Raw genomic sequence first — 22,041 nt, forward strand, 5'->3', positions numbered from 1 at the left:
CGAACATGTTCGTTACGAACAAGTTCGTTAGGGCATCACGCGCAACAGCCTTGGGGAACCATGCTGTGCGACTGCTGATCACCGGAGCCGCCGGCTTCGTCGGCTGCGCCCTCACCGAGACGCTGCGCCGCGCCGGGCACGCCGTCACCGCGGTCGATGACCTGTCGGTCACCTCGCCGCGCCCCCACCCGGACGGCTTCCAGGTCCGCGACGTCCGCGCCCTGACCCCGGCCGACTTGGACGGTCTCTACATGCCCGGCGTGATGGCCCTGCGTGAAGATCGCCACCTCGGCGCTGACTCCCACGTCGTTGCCGAGGGCACCGGTGCCCGACCCGCACCACCGACCGCTCTTCCACCGCCGTCCCGGCGCCGATGCGCAGCCGCCGGCCGATGTAGCTGCCCTCACCCACCGACCACTGCCGGCACACCACGTCCACGCCCGCGTCCACCACCCAGGCGCCCAGCGTCACCTCGTCCGCCACCAGCACTCTGCTGCCCGCACCCACCTGCGCGCCCGGCCCCATCTCAAGGCGGGCGGACCGCAGGTCGCAGCCCGGGCCGGCCACCGCACCGTCAGCGAGTACGAAGTCGTCGGCGACCATGACGGTCCCCTCACCGATCTGCACGCCCTCGCCGATACACGCCTGCTGCACCGGTAACTCCACCTCCGGAAGGTCCTCCGCCCCCACCGTGGAGCAGGTGGCGTTCACGGATGGACTGAGCCGGTGCCCGGACGTGTCCGTTACCGTCACCCAGCCCGTTGACCAGGCGCCACCGCGGGCTGGTCGCGGTGGGGTCGGGGGCGCCCCGTGCGACGTCCTGCGTCGATTCCACCGGAGAGCCGCCGGTGTGCGACTCCGAGGGATGGGAGTGGGTCGAGGACCTGGTAGAGGGGCAGGCCGGCATTCGGGTTTTCGGGTCGAGCCGCCGCAGTGTGAGGAAGGTCTGGGCGCAGGTGACGAGGGTGACGTGGTGGTGCCATCTCCGCCGCTCAGTTGGCAAAAGCGGTGAACGATGCCATCAGGGACCTCACCGGCAGGTCCGGCACCACATCGGAACGCACGGTTTTCCGGTGGCTATCACGTGAGAACGACTGGCCCCAAGCACGCCAACGCAAGGCCTTGGAGAGCGTGACCGGCCGCACCGCCACGGCCCTAGGGTTCGCGCCTCGACGCAAGACCACCCCAGCGCCATCGCAGGAGGAACCTCCGGTGCATCGCCGCCGCTTGCGCGGTGCGGCCACCGGCACCGCCATCGCCGTACCCGTCAACTCCGCCCCCTCCCGTCCGACCCGGGTCGGCGGATCGCACCATCGCCCGTCGGTACGCCCGGTTGCGGTCGGCCGGGGCGGTGCGGGTGCTCTGCGGGGTCGACCCGACCGCGTTGGGCGGGGTGCTGTGGTTCCTGAGGGTGCGATGCGCGCCCACCGCGTCGGTCCCGGTCGTCGAGGCGCTGGCCAGACGCCCCGACACCTCCAAAGCCGATCTTGCGGCCCTGGGGCGAGGAGGCGGAGGGCGGCCGTGGCCTGGCCCTGGTCGCCGCTCTCGCGTAGAAGGACTCGAAAGCCGGCGCCGCATGCTCCGGCGTAGCGGGGGATGAAGCGACGGTCGGGGAATCAGCGTCGGCCGGGACACCAACGATGTGCTGGAGGTCGGTGCCGGTCTTGCGTGCCAGGGTTTCGAGGCTGGCGTCGGCTTTTGGCGGACTTGATCCAGGATGAGTCCGATGTGCGCGGGGCCGACAGCCCCGGGCACGGGATCGGCTCAGCCGGACCCGAAGGTGCCGGACGTTGCGGGTGCGTGGGTGAACTCGCGGAGGACGCGGGCGAGTTCCACCGGCCGGTCCAGCGGGACGAGGGTGTAGCTGTCCTCCACCTGGACCAGTCGCGCATCCGGGAGGAGTTCCACGAGGCGGTGGCCGTGCGCGGGCGGCATCACGCGGTCCTCGCTCGCCCAGACCACGAGTGCGGGGTTTTGGAAGTCCGGCAGGTGTTCGGCCGCCGACAGCAGGAAGCGGGTGTCGGCCGCCGCCGCCCGCAGCATCCGTACGGTGTCGCGGCGAATGGCGGGACGCTGCCTGACCGGTGCCGTCCACCGGGCGGTGGCGGCGTCCCCGCGCTTGGTCAGCCGGCCGAACGCGATCGGCAGCCGGCGCAGCACCCGCAGCCGCATCTGCTGCATGAACAGCCCGAACAGCGGGGGCGGCAGCTTGCCGGTGGCCATCAGTGTCCTGCCGGTCAGCCCGGGCGGGAAGTTGTCGAACGCCTCGCAGGACACGAGCACCGCGCGACCGATCCGCTCGGCACTGTCGCACATGAGCAGCTGCACGAGCGCCCCGCCGGTGTCGTTACCCACGACAGTGGCGCCGCCGAGGCCGAGGCGGTCGATGAACTCCGTGACCAGCCGCGCCACACCGGGGAGCGACAGGTCGGCGTCCGGACGCATGGGGTGCCGGTGCGCGCCGAGGGGCAACGTCGGTACCAGGCACCGGTGGTCCGCGGCGAGATCGGCAACCGTCGTGTCCCACAGCGTGGCGTCCATCATCATCCCGTGCAGCAGGACCAGGACGGGGCCGTCGCCGCCGGTGTCCTCGTACTCGATCGGCCCCGCGGTCAGCTCGATCCGTTCCATGGTCTTTTCCTGCTTCCTGGTAGTTCCCTGGTTCCTGACGGCGGGCGGCGGTGATGACAGGCGGCGGTGACAACCGGGCGGACGTGGCCGGACCGACGGGCGTGCGCCGCCCTCCCCGGGAGCGGGCCGGCGCAGCAGGCGGGTGGCCGTGCCGGTCGTCGGACCGGGCTCCTCCAGGCACGCCGCCGCATGGACGACATCCGCATCTCGGTTCCCTCCATGCCCTCGCGGGCGGTCGAACCTGAGAGCAGGAGCGGAGCGGGAGCGTGACACCCGGCAAGCGAATGTGTCCCACGTCACATTGTGTTCGAGTCTCCCCGGAAACCTCCGCACCGGGGCGCCGGTGACGCCGGACCATGCGCGTCCTCGGCGGGTCTCCGCTGTCGCCGGACGTGGCGTGGGTCACATACTGGCCGCGGGATGTCACACCCCGGGGCTCCCGCGGCTCCAAGGAGGCACACACGGCAGGAGGTCCCACGATGTCCGACCCCACGTCGGCCGACGGCGCCCGCGAAGACGGTGAGGACGGTGAAGACGGTGAGGACACAGTCACCCGGACGTTCGTCGAGCACCGGGAGCTGTTGTTCTCCATCGTCTACAACATGCTCGGCAGTGTCGCCGACACCGAGGACGTGCTCCAGGACACGTGGGTGTCGTGGGCAGCGAGGAGCCGGACACGCGACGCGGACCGGATCGGCCACCCGCGCGCCTACCTGGTGCGGATCGCGGTGAACAAGGCGCTGGCCCGCCATGCCGCCATCAGTCGCAGCCGTGAGACGTACGTCGGCCCGTGGCTGCCCGAACCGCTGGTCACGCCCCGCACCGGCGTCCCCGTGCACGGGGACGCCGGTGACGCCGCGGACGCGGCCGAACTCGCGGAGTCGGTGTCCATGGCGCTGCTGGTCGTCCTGGAGACCCTCACTCCGCTGGAGCGCGCGGTGTTCGTGCTGCACGAGGTGTTCGGCTACGCCCATCCCGAGACCGCCGCCATTCTCGGCCGCAGTCCGAGCGCGGTCCGCCAACTCGCCCACCGGGCAAGCCGGCACGTCCAGGCCCGGCGCCCCCGCTACCGGGCCGACCCGCACCTGCGCCAACAGGTCACCGAGAGGTTCGCGGCAGCCGTGTCCGGCGGCGACCTGCGGATGCTGCTGGAACTCCTCGCCCCGGACGTGACGTTGTGGGCCGACGGCGGGGGCAAGGCCCCGGCCGCGGGCCTGCGACCGGTGCAGGGCCGGGACAAGGTCGCCCGGCTGCTGGCCAAGGGCACCAGCCGCGCCCCCAGCGCCCTGGACATCCGGTACCAGCGGGTCAACGGCGACCCCTCGGCCCTGCTGTTCCACGGCGACTCCCTCTTCGCCGTCCTGGTCGTCGACCTGGCCCCGGACAGCCGGCAGGTCTGCGGCATCTACTTCGTGACCAATCCCGAGAAGCTCCGGCACCTCACGCCGAGCGGCCGGGAAGACGTGCCCGAGCCGCCCGGACGGTCGCGTCCCGGTGGGGGACCGGCAAGCAAGTAGCCAGGCCGTCGGCAACTCCCGTACAGCCGTGACCCGGCAGTGCTCCGTCGGGTCCGCAGCCGGGCTGCCCTCGTCCGGAACCGACGACCGACAACTGGGAAGAGGAACAACAAGTGAAACTCACGATCTTCGCGGCGACCGGCGGGATCGGCCGCCATCTCCTGGAGCAGGCCGTCGACGGCGGGCACGATGTCACCGCCGTCGTGCGCGACCCCGCGAAACTGCCCCGGCGAGGAGGTGAGGTGCGTGTGGTCACCACCGACCTGGCCTCGGCAGACCCGCAAGTGCTCGCGTCGGCCGTCGCGGGGCAGGACGCCGTCCTCTCCGGACTCGGACCGCGCAAGCCGAGGTCGCAGGCGGGCATCACCTCACGGGGCACGGCAGCTGTCGTGGCCGCGATGCAGGCGACCGGTGTGCGGCGCCTCGTGGTCGTCAGCGCCGCACCCATCGGCACCGTGCCGTCGCCGGGGCGGCCGAACCCGCCGAAGCACGACCCGGGCGACGGGTTCTTCATGCGCCACCTGGGCAGCCGCTTCGCGCGCACCCTGTTCAGCGCGCACTACGCCGACCTCGCCCTGACGGAGGACATCGTCCGCGCCAGCGGTCTGGACTGGACCATCTCGCGCCCGCCGCAGCTGACCGACAAGCCCCTCACCGGTGACTACCGGACGGCGTACGGGCGCAACATCCGGGGCGGCACCAAGGCCGCGCGCGCCGATGTCGCCCACCACATGCTGCGCATCCTCGACGAGCCCGACTCGATCGGGCAGACCGTGGGCATCGCCAACTGAGCCACGCCCTGCTGCGCGCCGGCCGGGGGCGGCGGGCCACGCGCAACGAAAGGTTGCTCATTTCGTGCACCCGTCCTAGAGCCATATGCAACCAAAGGTTGCACGAGGAGAGGCCGGTGTCATGGCATACGGCAGCATCTCGCGGGAGATCAGCATCGAGGCGACGCCCGAGGTGGTGTACGACGTGATCAGCAGGCCGGAGCACCTGCGGGAGTGGTGGCCGGACGAGGCCGAACTCGCGACGTCGACACCGGGGAGCACCGGCACGGTGCGCTTCGGGCACGGCCCGCAGGCCGAGGTCGAAGTGCTGACCGTGGTGGAGGCCGACCCGCCGCGGCGGTTCGCCTTCCGGTGGGTCGCCGACGACGGGGAGACCGCTGGTCCCGGCAACTCGCTGCTGGTGACCTTCGAACTCGTTCCCGCCGGGAACGGCACGCTGCTGCGGTTCACCGAAACGGGCTTCCGTGAACGTGGCTGGCAGGCCGCCACGCTCGAGGAGGCGTACCAGGACCACGTCCACGGCCACGTCCTGGTGCTGACCACCTACGACACGGAGGCCGACATCACCCGTGCCACCGAGGCCGGCGCGACCGGCTACCTGCTCGAGGCCGAACGCCCGGAGGAGCTCTTCGGCGCGATCCACTCCGCCGCCCAGGGCCGTCCGGCGCTCTCTGCGCCCGTCGCCATCCGGGTCATGGCCGGCCTGCGCACTCCGCGGGTCTCCCTCACCGGCCGCGAACGCGACATCCTGGCTCAGCTCGCCCGCGGCCTGGGCAACCGCGATCATCGCCCGGGCCCTGTTCATCGGCGAGGCCACGGTCAAGACCCACCTGCGCCGGATCTACGACAAACTCGGGGTGGACAACCGCGCGGGCGCCGTAGCCGTCGCGAAGGAACAGCGCCTGCTGCCGTGAACGAACCGCCCACCACCGCACGGGCGGGCAAGAGCAGTGGACGCGCACGGACCGACGCACATGAAACAGCCGTTATGTGCGGTTTGCTCTGGCACAGTCGATGCATGTTTGAAGGGGTGCGCGAAGTCGGCTGCCCCATCGGCCCGACGAACCAGGAAATGCCATGAGCGACTCACGAGGCTGCCCCGGCCGCACCGCAGATCGAAGCACCCCGGACGGTGCTCCGTCTTCCCTGATCAGCCCCGGGGAAGAGGACGGCAACGCCGCCATGTCGCCCGCATGACATCTGCCGAGCCGCGCGCCGAGGGCGCCGGGCCCTTCACCACCAGGCTCACCTGGCAGCCGCCCGGCGGGGGCACCGCCGTGTGGGAGTCGCGGCCCGCCCGGCGCCGCGGCGTCCTCGCAGTCCGGCCGGCCGGAGCACCGGCCGGCCGGAACATCAGCGCCGACGACCTCACGCTCGGCCGGCTGCGCCGGCTCAACGCCATCGCCGCAACCGCCTTCGTCCTCGGCGGCGCGCTCTTCGCGGCCGGTGCCGCTGTCGCCCAGTTCGGCTCCGGCGACGCCACCACCTGCGCCTCGGTCTACTTCGCCGGCGGCCTGTTCTTCAACACCGGCGGCTACGTCTGCCTGTTGCAGGTCGTCAACGCTCCCCGCCACGAACCCGGCGGCGAAGGCCGCCTGGTCACCCGCGACTGGCGCTGGTGGAGCTACGAGCCGGCGCGGGTCGACTGGCTGAGCACCTTCGTCCTCTTCGCCGGAACGCTGGTGTTCGCCGTCGACCTGCTGGACTCCTTCCTACAGGGGCTGAGCGTCCAGCAGACCAACCGGCTCATCTGGGCACCGGACGTGATCGGCTGCCTGCTGTTCCTGATCTCCGGCCACCTCGCCTTCGTCGAGATCTGCCACCGCGGACGGCCCTGCCTGCGCCGCCGCAGCCTCGGCTGGTGGATCGCCGGCGTGAACCAGCTCGGCTCCGTCCTCTTCATGATCTCGGCACTCGCCGCCTACACCCGCCCCACCACCGGCAGCCTGGTCAACGCCGACACCGCCGACTGGGGCACTCTCCTCGGCGCCGGATGCTTCTGTGCGGGCGGCCTGCTCCAGCTGTACGAACGCCCCTGACTCCGGCCGCCGGCACGTCACCGCTTCCGTGTGTGGGCCCCGCCGGGGTACGGCGTCGTCGGTCCCGGTCAGACGGGTGCCGGCCGGGATCGGTCTCCCGTGGGTTCGAGGCGGACGACGATGCCCTTCGACGTGGGCTGGTTACTCATGTCGGCGACGCTGTCGAGCGGCACCAGGACGTTCGTCTCCGGATAGTAGGCGGCGGCCGAACCCTTGGCCGCGGGGTAGGACACGACCTCGAAGTTCTCGGCCCGGCGCTCGGTGCCGTCGTCCCAGACGCTCACCAGGTCCACCCGATCACCCTGGGCGAGGCCGAGTTCGGACAGATCGGCCGGGTTGACGAGGACGACGAGGCGGCTGCCGTGGATGCCGCGGTAGCGGTCGTTGTCGGTGTACGGAACGGTGTTCCACTGGTCGTGCGAGCGCAGGGTCTGGAGCAGCAGGTGTCCCTCGGGGGCCAGGGGGACCACCCGCTGGTTGCAGGTGAACCGGGCCTTGCCGGTCTCGGTCCTGAACACGCCCTCGTTGACCGGGTTGGGCAGCTGGAAGCCTCCCGGACGGGTCACCCGGGCGTTGAAGTCGTGGAAGCCCGGCACGATCCGGGAGATGCTGTCGCGGATGGTGTTGTAGTCGCCCTCGAACCTGTCCCAGGGGATGTCCTTCTCGCCGTCGAGGCTCAGCCGGGCGAGCCGACACAGGATGGCGACCTCGCTCAGCAGCATGCGCGAGGCCGGTTCGAGCCGGCCCTGGGAGGTGTGCACTTCGCTCATGGAGTTCTCGACGGTGACGAACTGCTCGCCGTCGGCCTGGACATCACGCTCGGTGCGCCCCAGCGTCGGCAGGATCAGGGCCGTGTCGCCGCAGACGGTGTGCGAGCGGTTGAGCTTGGTGGAGATGTGGGCGGTCAGCCGGCACGAACGCATCGCCTTCTCGGTGACCTCGCTGTCGGGCGCTGCGCGCACGAAGTTCCCGGCCAGAGCGAGGAAGACCTTGACGCGGCCCTCCAGCATCGCCTTGATCGACTTCACCGAGTCCAGGCCGTGCGGGCGCGGCGGGTCGAAGCCGAACTCCTTCTCCAGGGCGTCCAGGAAGGTGTCCGGCATCTGTTCCCAGATACCCATGGTGCGGTCGCCCTGGACATTGCTGTGGCCGCGCACCGGGCAGGCGCCCGTGCCGGCACGCCCCAGGTTGCCGCGCAGCATCAGGAAGTTGACGATCTCCCGGATGGTGGGCACGCCGTGCTTGTGCTGGGTGATGCCCATCGCCCAGCACACGATGACGCGTTCGCTGCGCAGGACCTCGTCGCGGACCTTCTCGATCTCCTCACGGGTCAGTCCCGTCGCCGCGCGCACGTCGTCCCAGTCGGTGGTGCGGGCGTGCCGGGCGAACTCCTCGAAACCGGAGGTGTGGGCGCTGATGAAGTCGTGGTCCAGGACGGTGCCGGGACGCGCGTCCTCCGCCTCCAGCAGCAGCCGGTTCAGTGCCTGGAACAGGGCGAGATCCCCGCCGGGCTTGATGTGCAGGAAGCGGTCGGCGATCTGGGTGCCCCGCCCCACGACCCCGCTCGGCTTCTGCGGGTTCTTGAAGCGTCGCAGCCCCGCCTCCGGCAACGGGTTCACCGCCACGATGCGGCCGCCGTTGCGCTTGGCCTCCTCCAGCGCCGAGAGCTGCCGCGGGTGATTGCTGCCCGGGTTCTGCCCCACCAGGAAGATCAGGTCCGCGTGGTGGAGGTCGTCGAGACTGACGGTGCCCTTGCCGACGCCGAGCGTCTCGTTCAGGGCGAAGCCGCTGGACTCGTGACACATGTTGCTGCAGTCGGGCAGGTTGTTGGTGCCGAAGGCGCGGGCGAAGAGCTGGAAGACGAAGGCGGCTTCGTTACTGGCCCGGCCGGAGGTGTAGAAGACCGCCTCGTCGGGCGAGTCCAGCCCCCGGAGTTCCTGCGCGAGGACGCCCAGGGCATCGTTCCAGCCGATGGGCTCGTAGTGGTCCGATCCGGGCCGTTTGATCATCGGCTCGGTGAGCCGGCCCTGCTGGTTGAGCCACATGTCGGAACGGGCGGCCAGATCGGACACGCTGTGCTCGCGGAAGAAGTCGGCGGTGATCCGGCGCGTCGTGGCTTCGTCATTGATGTGCTTGGCGCCGTTCTCGCAGTACTCGTTGCGATGGCGCCGGCCCGGGGCGGGGTCCGCCCACGCGCAGCCGGGGCAGTCGATCCCGCCCACCTGGTTCATGGTGAGCAGGTCGACCCCGGTCTTCCGCGGGGAGGTCTGCTCCAGGGAGTACTCCAGCGCGTGCACGACGGCGGGGACCCCGGCCGCCCACTTCTTCGGCGGTGTCACGGAGAGGGAGGTCTCCGGCTCCTCACCGGGCGGGTTCTGCATCGCTTGGCCTTTCTCTTGCCGTGTGCGGTTCGCGGGTCAGCCGACGGGCCACTGGGCGACACGGCTCCTGGGCGGTTCCGGGGTGTCGTGCTGAACACGGCCGTTGCGGATCGTGCCGCGCCAGGCGCCGCCCTCCTGACCGAGCCCTTCGATGAAGTGCTTGAAGTTCACCAGTTCCCCCCGCACCAGCCGGGCGGTCAGCTCCGTGACCCTGGAGGAGCGGGTGAGGACCTTCGCGGCCCCGTGCGGCTGGAGGAGCATGCGGACCGTGATCGCGGTGCCGCCGGACTCCGTCGGCCTGAATTCGATCTCGCCCTGGTGGGTGGGGTGCTGCTCCAGGCCGCGCCAGGCCAGGTAGGCGTCGGGGTCCTGTTCCACGATCTCGACCGAGAAACGGTGGCGCAGGGGGCCGTAGCCGATGGTCCACGCGGTGACGGTGGGCCTGAGCTGCTCGACGTCGCGCACTACGGCCGAGAAGCGCGGGAAGGTCTTGAACTGCGTCCACTGGTTGTAGGCCGTGCGGACCGGCACCGCGACCTCGACCGTCTCCTCGACGTGCCGCTCGCGCAGCGGACGGCGGCGTGTGACGCCGTCGCCGTCGCTGCGCACACCCGGGGTGTCCGGCAGGTCCTGCCCGTCGTCCTCTTCGTGCGCCATCGTGGTCCTTCTTCCGGTGAGAAAGCCGGGCGTCCGGGCACCCGGCTTCCTCTCGTGGGTCAGGGCACCAGTTCCGGTTCCCCGATCCCGGGTTTCGAGTCGCCCGACCGTGCCGGCGTCCCTGTGTGCGGGCCCGATCGCGAGAAGGGCGCCGGACCCGAGGCCCGAAAGGGGCGCCGGTCACGGGCTTCTCCCAGTGCCCGACGGTCACCTCCACCTTCACCGCTGGGCACGGCCACCCGCCACTCACCGCGACCCCGCAGGCGGCAGGCGGCCGCGCCCCGGTCGCCGCTTCGCCGTCGCCGCGGCGCCCCGCTGGGAGCCTGGACCCAGGTCTGCGCGGTGGTCGCCGGGGACATCGGTTCCCGGGTCTTGCTGGGATGCGGTCAGGACTCGACGATGCGGCGCACGTTGTCGACTGAGCCGCAGCCGGCCTTCAGCTGACGCTCGCGCTCCTCCAGGAACGCCGCTCCCAGCTCCTCACGCCGCTCCATGGCCACGTTCTCGCGCGCACCGTTGAGGATGGTGCGTTCCTCCTCGTCGGCGTGGTGGGTGACGGCCTCCACCAGTTCCTCCAGCTTGGAGTCCCACTCGTCGGACCCGACTTCCTCCACCTCCAGGAGGGCCAGAAGGGCCTGGTTGCCCTCGTCGTGCTCGTGCTCGCCGTGCTCGACCTCTTCGTCGTCGATGTTCTTGTACCTCTTCAGGGCGGGGTAGACCTTGGCCTCCTCGGCCAGCGCATGGGCGATCAGAAGGTCGGCAAACTCCTCGAGTGCGGCGGCGCGGTCGGCTTCGACGCTGCGCATCAAGCGGAACAGGTCCTCCATGCGACGGTGGTCCTGAAGGATGAGCTCGACGACGTCCTGTGTCTGGGACATGGCGGGGCACCTGCGTTCCTTGCGAGCGGTCTCGGTCACTACCCCTTACCCTCACCGCCTGCCTTGATGGCTTTCGGACGCCACTCACCACGACCGCTCGGCGAGGACCTGGTCCGGCCTGCACCGAGGTCGGCTCGGACCGGTGCGAGGAACACGGATCCGTTCCAGCAGAGGGCGTGATCGTCCGGTCCGTCGCAGCGGCAGGCCCTGACCTCCCGTCCGGATGAGCCCGGAAGAGCGACAGGTCATGAAGTACCGGCATGGCCGGGTCAGCTGGTGCGTCCGGCCGGCCGGGTGCCGGGCGGCGGGAGGATGGGCCGGTAGGCGGCGTGGACGCCGGCCACGGCCTTCGCCAGGCCGCCTCGGCGGTCGGCCCGTACTCCCACCTCACCCGGCTGCGTGGGGCTCCGGCTCGGGGGAGTGCTGTCGGCGGGCGCGGGAGGCGCGGAGATTCAGGGCGTTGCCGCAGGTCTTCATGTCGTGCCAGACGCGGGTGCCGTTGCGTGACCGGTCGTAGAACGCCTCGCCGCAGGCCGGGTTCCTGCACGTCTTCAGCCGGCTCAGGGCGCCGGTGTGGGAGGCGAGCAGCGCCTCGAGGTGGACCAGGGACGCGACGGTGGCGCCGTCGCCCGGGGCTCATAGGTCAGGCGGCCGCCGCGGACCGCATCCGGAAGAAGTTCGGCCCCGGCTCCATCGGCCCGGCTGAACGTGATGGTGACCTCAGGCGGCCGCATCCTGAACTTCTGCGCTCGCGCCGTAAAGGACCCCAAGCTACCCGAGAGCACCGTTTCAAAGAACGAGGCATCGAAACTAGCGCGCAAATACACCGGTCACACTGTGCAAGGCGCGGTACTCCTTGCCCAGAAAGTCAAGGGTTATGGGTGGCGACCAGTATGGATGATGGGCGTTGAGAACGCTGATGTGTTCATTGATGCCGTTAACGGTCATCGGATTCCGCAAGGCGACCTAAGGGCTCTCCCGTAACTGCTGGTCCGGGGAGAGATGATCTTGCCGTGTCTGGTGTGATCACGGCGTCAGAGTCGTCCTGAACAGCCCCGTTCACCGGGCTGAGCCCGCGACAGGTCGGCAAGCTGATCACCGCTCTGCGACGCGAGGGTGCGGACCCGGTCCGCAGGGGCCGGCCGTGGAGCCTGCCGCTGGAAGACCGGGTCCTGCTGGCCGCGGTGTACTGGCGGACCAACCTGACCCTGCGCCAGCTGGCTCCGCTGTTCGGGGTGTCGAAGTCGGCCGCGGACCGCATCATCGACCATCTCGGCCCTGCGCTCGCGCTCCAGCAGCGCAAGCGGTTCCGCAAGGACACTGTGCTGATCGTGGACGGCACCCTGGTTTCCACCCGCGACCACACCATCGCCGAGCAGTTGAAGAACTATTGGTACTCCACCAACCACCAGGTCGTCATCGACGCCGAGACCCGGCTCGTCGTCGCTGTCGGCCGGCCGCTGCCCGGCAACCGCAACGACTGCAAGGCGTGGGAGCTGTCCGGCGCGAAAGACGCGGTTGGCAAGACCACGGTCATCGCGGACGGCGGCTATCGGGGCACTGGCCTGGTCATCCCGCACCGCCGCGAGAAACGCCAGGCCGAGCTCCCGGCCTGGAAGGAGGAACACAACGCCTCCCACCGCAAGGTCCGCGCCCGCGTGGAGCCGGTGGACTCCACCGCGCGCCATGTGCGTGGACCGCTGGATGGGTGGGAGTGAGTCCACCCGGAGAGTGGAGACCACGCTGGAGCGCATCGGGTGGACACCACTCGGTGCGCTCCATCCGGTGGGGGAGTGCAGGACATCCGGCGCGCGGTGCGGTGATGGTGCGGTTCATCAGGCGCGCCGGTGCGCCTGATGAACCGCACTTCCGCCGACCGCACCGGTACACCGCACGGGAGTGGCCGCCACTCCCGCCTCTTCCACCCGCTGAGCGTAAAGAGGGTGACGGAGCATCGGATGCGGTGGGCACATCGATCGCCTCATCGTGGGTGCTCGCCGCCTTACCTCCTAGACCTACCTGCGAACCGGCGCGGTCGCGCAATGACGCCCCCGCCGGTTGTTGGCGGGGACATCGTCGTGCTGGGGTCAGGGCCTGCGGAACTCCAGGCGGTGGTGGGGGCGTCGTCGCCGTATCCGGCTTTGACCGCGGCCGTTGCGTCTGGGCCGGTGGCCTTCCATACAGCCGATCCGCGCCGGTTGTGACCGGCGTCAACATGACCGGCCCGCAGAGGGCTTTCACGGCTTGTGGCGGGCAAGAGGGCTGGTTCCCGGGCCCGGGCCGGGGCATGACTGACTCCTTTTGGTTCCTCCGCGGCAGCTGATCTTGGAGTTGCCGTAGGGTTGGCGAACGTCCCGGCGGCCGGTGTGACTGCCGGGTTTCGTGTTTCCTGGGCCAGGATTGATCTTGAGTTACGTGCGGCTGTTGCGGCGCGGGCCGGTCATGCTCCTGTGGGGCGCGCAGACGTGTTCCGTCTTCGGTGACCGCCTTTATGCGATGGCGATCATGTGGCTTGCGTGGAAGCAGTCCGGCGCGGCGGCTATGGGATGGGGCGCGGTCGCGGAATCCGTGCCGTACATCGTGCTTGGCACGCTCGGACGGAGCCTGGTTGCCCGCTTCGCGGCGCTGGGGCGTCTTGCCGTCGTGGATGTCGTGCGGGCCGTCCTGGTAGGCGTGCTCCCCCTGGTGTGGGACACCTTCGGTCTGGCGGGGATGTTGGCCTGTGCGGTGCTGCTCGGCGTGGGCGGCGCGTTGTTCGATCCGAATCTTGGTGCGCTCGTGCCCGAACTGGTCGAGCCTGATGACGTGCAGGCCGTGAACGGGCTGATGGATCTGACCGGCCGGATTGCCCGCATCGCTGGTCCGGGGGTGGCCGGGGTCCTGCTTGCGGTGGTGCCCCGTCAGGGACTGTTCTGGCTGGACGCCGCAACGTTCGTGGTGTCGGGGGTGGCGCTGGCTGTCCTGTCCGGGGCACGCGTGGCCGCCGTTCCGACGAAGGCCCAGGAGGGGAAGATCCGGCCGCGGGCGCGGGTTCTGCTGCGGACCCGGCCGGAGACTGCGGCGGCCATCGGCGTGCACGGGGCCGGGATCTTCGCCCATTCCGTCGCCTTGGTGCTGCCCGCGTTCCTGGCCGCGCACCTGCATGCTGGAGCGGCGGCGTACGGGGCGGTGCTGGCCGCCACGGGGGCGGGGTCGCTGGCCGCCAACACCGTTGCGGGCAACGTCCGGATGCCGGGCAGTCTGCCGGTGTTCTACTGCGCCACCTGGGCCGTCTCGGGGCTAATCCTCGCCTCTGTCGCGCTCGCCGGCAGTCTTCCTGTGCTGCTGGCGGTGTCGGTGCTGCTCGGCGCGGTGAACCCGTTTCTTCAGGTGGCTCTGTCGACGCACCTGTCTGCCTTCCCTCCGGCCGCGCGGCTGCGGCTGATGAGCGTGGATCTGACGGTGATCCGCACGGCGGGGACGGTGTCCATGCTGTTCGTCCCCGGCCTTGCCGGAGCTGATCCGGTATCCGCCTTCCCTCTCGCCGGTCTCAGTCTGGTGCTCGTCGCCGGTGCGGGTTCGATGGCGGCCTGGCGGCTGGGCCGCCACCGCAGCCCGCTGGCGCCGGTCGCGGGCAAGGAGCTTGCCCGCGACTAGCCGACGCACGCCGCGCCCCGCCCCTCCGGCCAGGGAGGGGCGGGGGCGCGGCCGTCACCGGTCAGGCGTCCAGCACCGCCCAGTGCTCAACGGTGATGTCGTCCATCGGGATGCCCAGGTCCTTGTGGATGCGCTGGTGCATCACGCCGAACCAGGCGTCGCGCCGGTCGTCGAAAAACGCCCGGTCGTACCAGGCAACCCCGAGCAGAACCGTGCCGCCGCCGTTCTCGTTGCCCTTCTCGGCCTCGAAGTAGGTCACCTGCCAGTCCCAGAGCATCAGCTCTTCGGGGCGCAAACGAAGGCGCTCGTCCGACTCCTTCAGAGCCTGGATGCACCGCCGGGCCGTGGCCTCGTAGGCACCCTCCACGGGCCCCTCCATCCCCCCTCCACGGCCACTTCGCCCGCCCGGCGCGTATCCGCAGGTCAGCCCCGGAAGTCAAGGTCCCGCGACGCGTTCGACAACCCTCCTAGGTCGACACAGGTCTGGAAGCCGACCGGAGTGCGACGGAAGGAAGTGCTGAGGGCTCTGGGGATCTTCCAGTGGGCCACCGCTGATCAGCTCTGGCGGATGTTGCGCCCCACGGACCGGCATGACCGGATCACCAGGGACACCTCTGAACGCGTTGAGGGACTCGGCCTGGTTCGGGTGGAGACGCGACTGGAGTCGGGACACCTGCTGTGGGTGCTTACCGAGAAGGGTCACAGTAGGGTGTCGATGCCTGCCGCCGCAGCGGTTTGCAACACGGTGCAGCCGTGAATAGCGGCAGGGACGGGGGACCGTTTCCTTGAACCAGGCAACAAAGCGGCTGTTAGCAGGTGCATTCGCAGGCTGTGTACTGGCCGGGAGCATGGCGGGTGAGGCCGCGGCCGAGCCGACACCGGTGAAGCGCACCCTGCGCGTAGCGCAGCTGGGCTCCGTCAAGACCGCCAGGTCAACGCCTCCGGGGCGAGTTGCCGGATCGGTTACATCACCATCACCCGCACCAGTATGTGCCTCGACGTCGCCGCCCGCGTGAATCTGCTCCTCAACGGCAGGCCTGTCGGCTCTGCCAGCTTCGAGATCAAGCATTCCATGGGCCTCAAGTCGAGCAAGCTCAAGTGGGGCGAGAGCTTCACCGTCGGCAAGGCCACGCTCGTCAATGCCTCCGGCATCCAGGTGGACGTCTCCGTCGGTGCCGGCAGAGCCGTGAAGACCAGCGTCAAGTACCCCCAGGGATCCGCCCTGGGACCAGTGTTGCTGCGCCAGGCGACGAAGCCGTCCGGGCGGACGAGGACCGCTCCCGGACAGTGATGCCGTACTGGCGGATCCAGTCTGGTGTCCTGGTCGGTGGTCAGGTCGGCTTTAGGCCCGGTGCATGCGGTAGCTGCGCAGTGGCCACTGGTCGCGTTTGGCGATCGGGCAGGCAGCAGCATGCCAGGGGCAGAGGGAGCGGTGCCGCCACCCTGCGCCGATGTGGAAGGTTCGGGGAGATCCATTGAGGGAGCGCCCAACTGGCCTCTTATGGGACGAAGCGCTCTTGACGGCCCGTCGGTCGCCCTGATGAGCTGGCACAGCCGATCGGGGGACGGCATGTTCTGCGCTTCCGGGTTGGCGCAATCATCTGACCAGCTCTCCAGGAGTAGCGCGCATGAAGAAAGTTGCCCATCTCGCCCTCGCGGCGCTGACCACGATCTCGCTCGTCGGGCTGGCCTCCCCGTCGGCGGACGCCGCCACCAGCTGGCATTGCAGTGGCAAGCTGACCAAGCGGTGCATCAGCCACAGTGGCGCCAAGGTCACGGTCAAGTTCTCGAATACGACCTCCAGGTCCGCCAAGGGCCAGTTCGGTGTCACGTGCGCCGGCTCCGGCGGTCAGGACGCGAAGGTCCTCAAGGACGGCACGATTCCCGGCTATGACACCTTCTCGAAGTCGTACCAGTGCCCGAAGGGCTTCCGTGATCACGCCACTGGCTGGCAGATGAGCAACGGCAAGGTTTACCGCACACCGGCTATCAAACTCTAGGCACCTCGAGCAGGAGGCGGGCACCGCCCAGGGTGCCTGCCTCAGCGGGAGCGCATAGCGCGCCCGTCCGTCGCGGTCACGTCAGCCCGCTGCCGGTGCCGCGGCCGACCATATGGAGGGGGTCGGGTGTGTGAGGTCGGCTTTGCCGATTTCGACACCCCGTACAACGGCTCCAGTTCGTCGTCCCTGTCGCACCGACCATGCCCTGACCATCGCATCGACCGCAGCAGCGCGGCGTCAACTGCTAGAACGAGCTCCATACGCCTATCGGGTGAGCACCTTCTACGCCCGAGGTATGGCTTACACAGCGTGATGACACGGCTGACCACAGTGCGCCGTCTGACAGCACCCTGTACGGACGGCTGACGGCCCGCGTTCGACCATGCCGTCATTTCCGCTCGGCATACACGAGCCCGCTGATCAACAACTGACTCCGGAACCGGTCGACAAACGCTGCCCCTAAAAGTGAACGAAGCCAACCTGGTGCGCGCCCCCGCGTTTGTCCTTGACCTCAGCTCAGGTCAAGGAGAAACGCGCCGCCTTCAACCAGCCCACGCCACCGCATCGTCCCCACCCGATGCGCACCACTCCCGCGCTGCCGGCCGCACCGGTGCGCACCGCCCACCGAGTGGATGCACACCGGATGGACGGTGGTGCGCATCGTGGTGCGCACCAGATGGACTCGGTGCGCACCGGGTGGGTGCGCACCACCGCACCGGTGCGCACCCACCCGCTCGGTGGCGCGGTCAGCGGTGCAGAGCCACCACGGTCTCCACCAGTGCACGGGCCCGCTCCACTTGCTCATCGCGCAGCGCCTGCAGAGCCCGGACGACGTCCGTCGGTGCGTCGGCGAGGACCTGGCCAACTCCCTGATCGCCATCGAGTAGATGACGCCGACCTCGTCCAGGAGGCGCAGGGATCGGTGTCGTCGGACAACGCGGTCACGGGGAAGACGATCCGTTCCGCGATACCCGGCAGCAGTCCCGGCAATTGTTCCACCTCGGGCGCGAGCCGCGCGGCCTGGACGCCGTCTCCGGCCTCCACCGCCAGGATGTAGTCGAAGCCGAGCTGGATCAGGTGCGGGGGCAGCGAGGGAACGGTGGGGGACACAGGCAGCTCCTGACGTACGGTCGCTGTGCCGATCACGGCGACGTCCCCAGCAGGGTCGGCCCGCCAGCCTGTGGACAGAAGACGGAGACACGCTCGTGATCAATACACCTAGAAGCCCTTGACCGCCCAGTCCTGGACGTCGGGCGTGGGGCTGCCCTGGGTCCACAGGGTCAGCCAGACGCCGTTGCCCAGGGAGTTGCCCTTGGGCGTGATGGCCTTGCCGTAGGCGTTGACGGCGACGCCGTCCGCCGCCGGGGAGAACCGCTGGACGTCGCTGGCGGGGTTGCAGGTCCACAGGGTCAGCAGCGTGCCGTTGGTGTTCGCGCCGTTGGCCTCGGGCGTCATGCACTTGCCGCTCGCCTTGTGGACGATCAGACCGTTCTCGTACTTCCACCGCTGGCTGTCGGACCCGGTGCAGGTCCATACGGTGATCGGGGTGCCGTTGGCGGTGGCGTTGCCCTGCGGCGTCGCGCAGACCGAACCCGCCTGGTGGAAGTTGGTGAGCCAGCTCCAGCCGTCCACGGGCTTACCGGCTTCGGGGTCGACGTTGAAGACGACCCGGCGCGGTCCGCTGGAGTCCACCAGTGCCTCGTTGGCACCCCAGAGCCGTTTGGCATGGGGGTCCCACGACAGGCCCTGGGTCAGCTGGGGCGCCTGGGTCAGGACGTGCGGCGCCTCACCGGGCCTGGCCACGTGGATGCAGGAGTAGAGCTCGGTGCCGCCCGGCCAGTACGTCGGGCAGGTACCGCTCATGTAGTAGCTGGTGCCGTCGGTGGCCGTGCCCTGGATTCCCCACACGGGAGAGGTGTAGCCCGTGGTCTCCGAGGCCACCTTGGTGGGCAGACCGGTCCCGAGGGCCGACAGGGGCCAGCGGACGATGCGCGCACCCGCGCCGTTCCGGTTCTCCGCCGAGACCAGGACCGGCGTCGCACCGGAGCTGTCGATGCTCAGGCTGCTCAGGCACAGCTCGCTTCCGACGGACGGGCCGCAGGCGCGGGGGCTGTTGTTGACGTACGCCGTGGAGAGCTTGTCGACCTGGGCGGTGCTGACGGTGCTGTAACGCGCGACGAGCGGCATGGCCCAGAGGTGGTAGCGGGCGGAGGCCTTGCCCGCGGCCAGACCGGTGGAGGCACTCGTGGTGTCGGTCATGCGCCATATACGCGTCAGATCGAAGACCTGCAGTTCCGCGCCGTTGGCGACGAACAGCCGGTTGCCGTACCAGGCGACGCCGTCCGAGTGCGAGGGGTACTGGAGCGACTTGAAGTTGCCACTGATCGGTTCCACGAGCGCGATGTGGCCGTACTTGACCTGGCCGCCGGCCGACTCCGCGATCGAGACCCTCGCATAGTCCTCGATGGTCGACGGAGTGCGGCCGCTGACGTATGTGCCGTGGTACCAGGAGGTGGCGGTCAGAGAACGCCCCTGGTAGAGCCCGTCAGGGGTGGCAGCATGCGAGCCGGCGAAGCCCTGTGGCATCCAACCGCCGGCATCATCGGCGTAGTTGGACCTGTCGTCCTCGTCGTCCCAGCAGTAGCCGTCGGGCTTGAGGGCGGCGTTGAGGCCGGTGGCGTGGCAGAGGCCCGGGCGTCCCGTACGGGTGCCCAGGACGTCGGTGACGGACGCCTTGGTGACTCCGGAGGTCTCGGCCGAGTTGATGAGGCTGGTCTTGTCCCCGTCCACGCGCGTGAGGGTGAAGTTCGCGGCGAACGGGTCCAGGCCGGAGGCGGCCTGGGCGGGCTGGACGGGGAGCAGGAAGGAGGCGGCTACGGTCGCCCCGAGTGTCAGCTGGGCGAGGCGGCTTCTTCGTCCAAACAAAAGTTTCATTTGGCGAGGTTAACCGCTGGCTGCCCGCCATGATCATTTTTTTCACACAGCCTCCACGCGGACTGTGAGCCCGCGCGGCCCAGGGCGCGGCGAGTACACGGTTTGCTGAACGGTGTCCCCAAAGCCGCTCTCAGACTGCCTTTGAGGTAACAGCCTCCCAGCAGGCACAGTAGAGCGCGAGCCGAACTGCCGCCAGAATGGACAGCGCACAGCCCTGCGAGCGTCATGCTCTGGCGGGGCTGTCGGCGCGACCGTGGGGTCAGGAGTTTGCCTCGGTCACCTTGGCGAACGCCTTGCTCAGATGGCCTTTATGAGTCCCGGCGAGTCGGAGACGATCACCAGAGGCCGAGCACGGCCTGACCCTGCTGCGGCCGAGCTATCGCAACCTCAAGCCCCGGACCGGCGAACACCTGCTCAAGCCCATCCGCCAGCTCATCGAGTCGGTGAACGACACCCTCAAAGGCCAGCTCGACCTCGAGCGCCACGGAGCGAGAACCCCCGCCGGGGTTCTCGCTCGTGTCGGACAACGGATCCTGGCCATGACGGCCGCGCGGCTCTTCAAGCCGACGTCCTCACCGCTGGTACTGATGTCGCTTCCTGCCTGAGAAGACGCGAGGTGCGCCGACCCGGCACGGACTCGGAGCGATCACGCCGAGGAACCGGCAAAGGACTCGTCCAAAATCTCCGCCCACCGGGTCACAGGGACCGGTCGGCCGGTGTTCTGCGCCTGGCCCTCGACGAACTCCAACATGGCGGTGACGAACGGTACGGGCAGCGGGATCGCCGCCGAAGCTGATCACTGCCGTATGCAGGCGCTGCACGGCTGCGGAGAAAGCCTCCAGCCCCTGCACCCGGGCTTCTGCCGCGCGGCACATCCTGTCGTCTGTGAGGATGCGGCGCACAGCCAGCTCAGGGCACTCGGCTGTGTGCCAGACCTCTCTCGTGCCATCGGCCCGGATCTGGGGGTTCTCCGGGCGATCCGAGTCCGGCATGCCCCTCCCTCCGCTGGGTCCTCAAGGGCCTGGTGACCTGGGTCGTCAATGCCACAGCCGGCCGTGAGAGCACACGAAGAGAATCTGTCACCGGCAGCCGGGCGGATTGGTCGCCAAACCGCACGACCGTCCCGCACGTGCCACGCAATGGCCGCCGCCCGCCCGGAGGCGGACGGCGGCTGAACGACTACTTCCGGACACCTGCGTGCTGGGAGCCGTTGACGCACGCGTTCCCGAATGCCGGGTTGAGCAGCCCGATCACATTGACCGTGTTGCCACAGACGTTGACCGGCACATGGACGGGAACCTGCACAACGTTGCCGGACAGCACACCGGGTGAGTGCGCTGCGACCGCTTGCGCTCCGCTGTCGGCTGCCGCCACAACGGAGCCGCCCAGTACGGCGCCGCCGACAGCGACCAGCAGAGAGACGCTTTTGATCGCACGAAGCATGGAACTACCTCACAGACAGATACGTTGAGCTGCCGCTGCTTGCGACAGCCCTGGGCCGCGCCGTTCGCGGCCCTCGTATGCTGATCCGTCTGCCGGACCTGCACGGATTGCTCCGGCGGACCCCTGTCACCCGCATGGGCCACACCTCATGTGAGGTTTTCACCGCCCGCGGGACCTTCAATGCGCGCAGGCTCCGAACTCGGCGTGCCGGGCGAGCATCGCGTACGGCGTGTCCTCCGCCTGGGATGAGGGCAGCCTGGTTCGCTCCGCTTCCTGACGGGCTTGCGCAATCAGCTTCTCGAACTCCTCATCCGTCATCACGGGCTCGCCTCCTTCCCTCGGCTGGTTGAGAAGCCGCCGGTTCAGCGGCCTGTCCTCCAGTAATACGTCGCAGTCAGGGTGCACGGATGGGTTTCCGATCCCGACCGTTCGGGGGATGCCGCCTCTGGGCTGCCGCGTCAATGCTTCGCGCGCCCGCGCGACGTCGCTACCGACGCGCGGGTGATTCGGGCCACAAGAGCATCGGGAACGCCACGGGCAAAAGACGTTCGTGTCGGACCAAGCCGCCGTGGCGTAGTGACGAATGCGCGGCGGTATCGGCGCGCTCGCTCAGCTCGCCGCGTGCCTGCATGCGTGCGAGTCCCGACCTGATGGGGCCTTCCCACCGCTCGAAGGCAGAGACGAGGCTGGCCCGCGCCGACTGATCGCTGTCGGCGAGTTCGCTGGCGAGCGAGCCGATCTCGCAGCCGCCTCCAAGACCACGACCAGGCTCATCGCCTTGTTCAAGATGACGGCTGAGAGCGCGGCAAACCCGAAAAGGCTGATCAGCAGCGGCAGGCGGAACTCCGCGCCGCCGAGCCCGATCATCCCGCCCAGCACGCCGATGGCCGCTCCCGCGCCGAACACCACGGGTGTTGAGTGTGTCGAGCGGAGGGGAGCGAGCTTCTGGTCCGTGGTCACGGTGGGCATCTTCGCTGGTGCGGTTCCTGCCCGCTACGGCACAGCTGTGAAACAAATGGGCCAACGGATGATCTTGAAGCCCTGAAAGGTCAGCCGGAGTACGCCGGAAGTGTGTCGTACGTTCGGGTGGCGGGGATCGCACCCTCGATGGGCGGTGGTCGTTGGTCGGCCAGG

General features: G+C 69.4%; 17 protein-coding genes and 5 pseudogenes. 12 read left to right on the forward strand and 10 right to left on the reverse strand.

Translation table 11 applies throughout. The annotated features are described in order from the left end of the window. Nucleotides 1-5 precede the first annotated feature (5 nt). Nucleotides 6-158, forward strand: a pseudogene (locus tag ABZ117_RS16305) (NAD-dependent epimerase/dehydratase family protein); the annotation flags it as partial. 115 nt (nt 159-273) lie between these two features. Then, complete coding sequence (locus ABZ117_RS16310) at nt 274-660, forward strand: hypothetical protein (protein ID WP_356821290.1); 387 nt, start codon at nt 274-276, stop codon at nt 658-660. Between the two features lie 1,104 nt (nt 661-1,764). Here the strand turns inward: ABZ117_RS16310 and ABZ117_RS16315 are convergent. Then, entirely contained in the window at nt 1,765-2,631 is an 867-nt protein-coding gene (locus ABZ117_RS16315; RefSeq protein WP_356821242.1) for an alpha/beta hydrolase, read from the reverse strand. A gap of 479 nt (nt 2,632-3,110) precedes the next feature. Between ABZ117_RS16315 and sigJ the strand changes: the two genes are divergently transcribed. The 5 genes and pseudogenes from sigJ to ABZ117_RS16340 all read left to right on the forward strand — a co-directional run bounded on the left by sigJ (nt 3,111) and on the right by ABZ117_RS16340 (nt 6,978). Next, a complete protein-coding gene (gene sigJ, locus ABZ117_RS16320) occupies nt 3,111-4,148 on the forward strand; it encodes an RNA polymerase sigma factor SigJ (protein ID WP_356821244.1) in 1,038 nt (345 codons plus the stop codon). Between the two features lie 113 nt (nt 4,149-4,261). Continuing rightward, nucleotides 4,262-4,939 (forward strand): NAD(P)H-binding protein, encoded by a 678-nt coding sequence (locus tag ABZ117_RS16325; protein ID WP_356821245.1) that lies wholly within the window; start codon nt 4,262-4,264, stop codon nt 4,937-4,939. A gap of 121 nt (nt 4,940-5,060) precedes the next feature. Then, nucleotides 5,061-5,405 (forward strand): annotated as a pseudogene (locus ABZ117_RS16330) (SRPBCC domain-containing protein); the annotation flags it as partial. 57 nt (nt 5,406-5,462) lie between these two features. Next, nucleotides 5,463-5,853: pseudogene (locus ABZ117_RS16335) on the forward strand (response regulator transcription factor); the annotation flags it as partial. Nucleotides 5,854-6,132: 279 nt separating this feature from the next. Then, nucleotides 6,133-6,978 carry a hypothetical protein gene (locus ABZ117_RS16340; RefSeq protein WP_356821247.1) on the forward strand — a complete coding sequence of 282 codons (846 nt, stop codon included), beginning with the start codon at nt 6,133-6,135 and terminating at the stop codon, nt 6,976-6,978. A gap of 68 nt (nt 6,979-7,046) precedes the next feature. Here ABZ117_RS16340 and ABZ117_RS16345 read toward each other — a convergent pair whose 3' ends face one another. The 4 genes from ABZ117_RS16345 to ABZ117_RS16360 all read right to left on the reverse strand — a co-directional run bounded on the left by ABZ117_RS16345 (nt 7,047) and on the right by ABZ117_RS16360 (nt 11,500). Beyond that, the gene (locus tag ABZ117_RS16345; protein ID WP_356821249.1) at nt 7,047-9,359 is read right to left on the reverse strand and encodes an FdhF/YdeP family oxidoreductase; all 2,313 of its coding nucleotides are present in this window, start codon (nt 9,357-9,359) and stop codon (nt 7,047-7,049) included. A 36-nt stretch (nt 9,360-9,395) separates the two neighbouring features. Further along, on the reverse strand, nt 9,396-10,016 hold the full coding sequence (locus ABZ117_RS16350; protein WP_356821251.1) for an SRPBCC family protein: 621 nt from the start codon (nt 10,014-10,016) through the stop codon (nt 9,396-9,398). A gap of 386 nt (nt 10,017-10,402) precedes the next feature. Then, entirely contained in the window at nt 10,403-10,894 is a 492-nt protein-coding gene (locus ABZ117_RS16355) for a hemerythrin domain-containing protein (protein WP_356821253.1), read from the reverse strand. Nucleotides 10,895-11,281: 387 nt separating this feature from the next. Beyond that, nucleotides 11,282-11,500, reverse strand: coding sequence for a CGNR zinc finger domain-containing protein (locus ABZ117_RS16360; RefSeq protein WP_356821280.1), 219 nt, complete (start codon nt 11,498-11,500; stop codon nt 11,282-11,284). A 461-nt stretch (nt 11,501-11,961) separates the two neighbouring features. On the opposite strand from ABZ117_RS16360, the pseudogene ABZ117_RS16365 reads away from it, so the two are divergent. Further along, a pseudogene (locus ABZ117_RS16365) lies at nt 11,962-12,558 on the forward strand (transposase family protein); the annotation flags it as partial. 751 nt (nt 12,559-13,309) lie between these two features. Next, on the forward strand, nt 13,310-14,530 hold the full coding sequence (locus ABZ117_RS16370; protein ID WP_356821281.1) for an MFS transporter: 1,221 nt from the start codon (nt 13,310-13,312) through the stop codon (nt 14,528-14,530). Between the two features lie 61 nt (nt 14,531-14,591). Here ABZ117_RS16370 and ABZ117_RS16375 read toward each other — a convergent pair whose 3' ends face one another. Beyond that, on the reverse strand, nt 14,592-14,909 hold the full coding sequence (locus ABZ117_RS16375; protein WP_356821255.1) for a hypothetical protein: 318 nt from the start codon (nt 14,907-14,909) through the stop codon (nt 14,592-14,594). A gap of 584 nt (nt 14,910-15,493) precedes the next feature. After that, nucleotides 15,494-16,102 (reverse strand): hypothetical protein, encoded by a 609-nt coding sequence (locus ABZ117_RS16380; RefSeq protein ID WP_356821256.1) that lies wholly within the window; start codon nt 16,100-16,102, stop codon nt 15,494-15,496. 56 nt (nt 16,103-16,158) lie between these two features. Between ABZ117_RS16380 and ABZ117_RS16385 the strand changes: the two genes are divergently transcribed. Beyond that, a complete protein-coding gene (locus ABZ117_RS16385) occupies nt 16,159-16,530 on the forward strand; it encodes a hypothetical protein (RefSeq protein WP_356821258.1) in 372 nt (123 codons plus the stop codon). A gap of 1,218 nt (nt 16,531-17,748) precedes the next feature. Here the strand turns inward: ABZ117_RS16385 and ABZ117_RS16390 are convergent. Beyond that, nucleotides 17,749-19,464, reverse strand: a complete 1,716-nt coding sequence (locus ABZ117_RS16390) for an RICIN domain-containing protein (protein ID WP_356821260.1) — start codon at nt 19,462-19,464, stop codon at nt 17,749-17,751. A gap of 344 nt (nt 19,465-19,808) precedes the next feature. Here ABZ117_RS16390 and ABZ117_RS16395 point away from each other — a divergent pair. After that, nucleotides 19,809-20,069: pseudogene (locus ABZ117_RS16395) on the forward strand (IS982 family transposase); the annotation flags it as partial. A 574-nt stretch (nt 20,070-20,643) separates the two neighbouring features. Here ABZ117_RS16395 and ABZ117_RS16400 read toward each other — a convergent pair. Together ABZ117_RS16400 and ABZ117_RS16405 are read right to left on the reverse strand one after the other, a co-directional pair. Further along, nucleotides 20,644-20,907, reverse strand: coding sequence for a chaplin (locus ABZ117_RS16400; protein WP_356821261.1), 264 nt, complete (start codon nt 20,905-20,907; stop codon nt 20,644-20,646). A 177-nt stretch (nt 20,908-21,084) separates the two neighbouring features. After that, a complete protein-coding gene (locus ABZ117_RS16405; protein ID WP_356821263.1) occupies nt 21,085-21,225 on the reverse strand; it encodes a hypothetical protein in 141 nt (46 codons plus the stop codon). Nucleotides 21,226-21,490: 265 nt separating this feature from the next. On the opposite strand from ABZ117_RS16405, the gene ABZ117_RS16410 reads away from it, so the two are divergent. After that, nucleotides 21,491-21,952, forward strand: coding sequence for a hypothetical protein (locus ABZ117_RS16410; protein ID WP_356821265.1), 462 nt, complete (start codon nt 21,491-21,493; stop codon nt 21,950-21,952). The last annotated feature ends 89 nt before the right edge of the window (nt 21,953-22,041 follow it).

Source organism: Streptomyces sp. NPDC006309 (genome assembly GCF_040613095.1).
GTDB lineage: Bacteria > Actinomycetota > Actinomycetes > Streptomycetales > Streptomycetaceae > Streptomyces.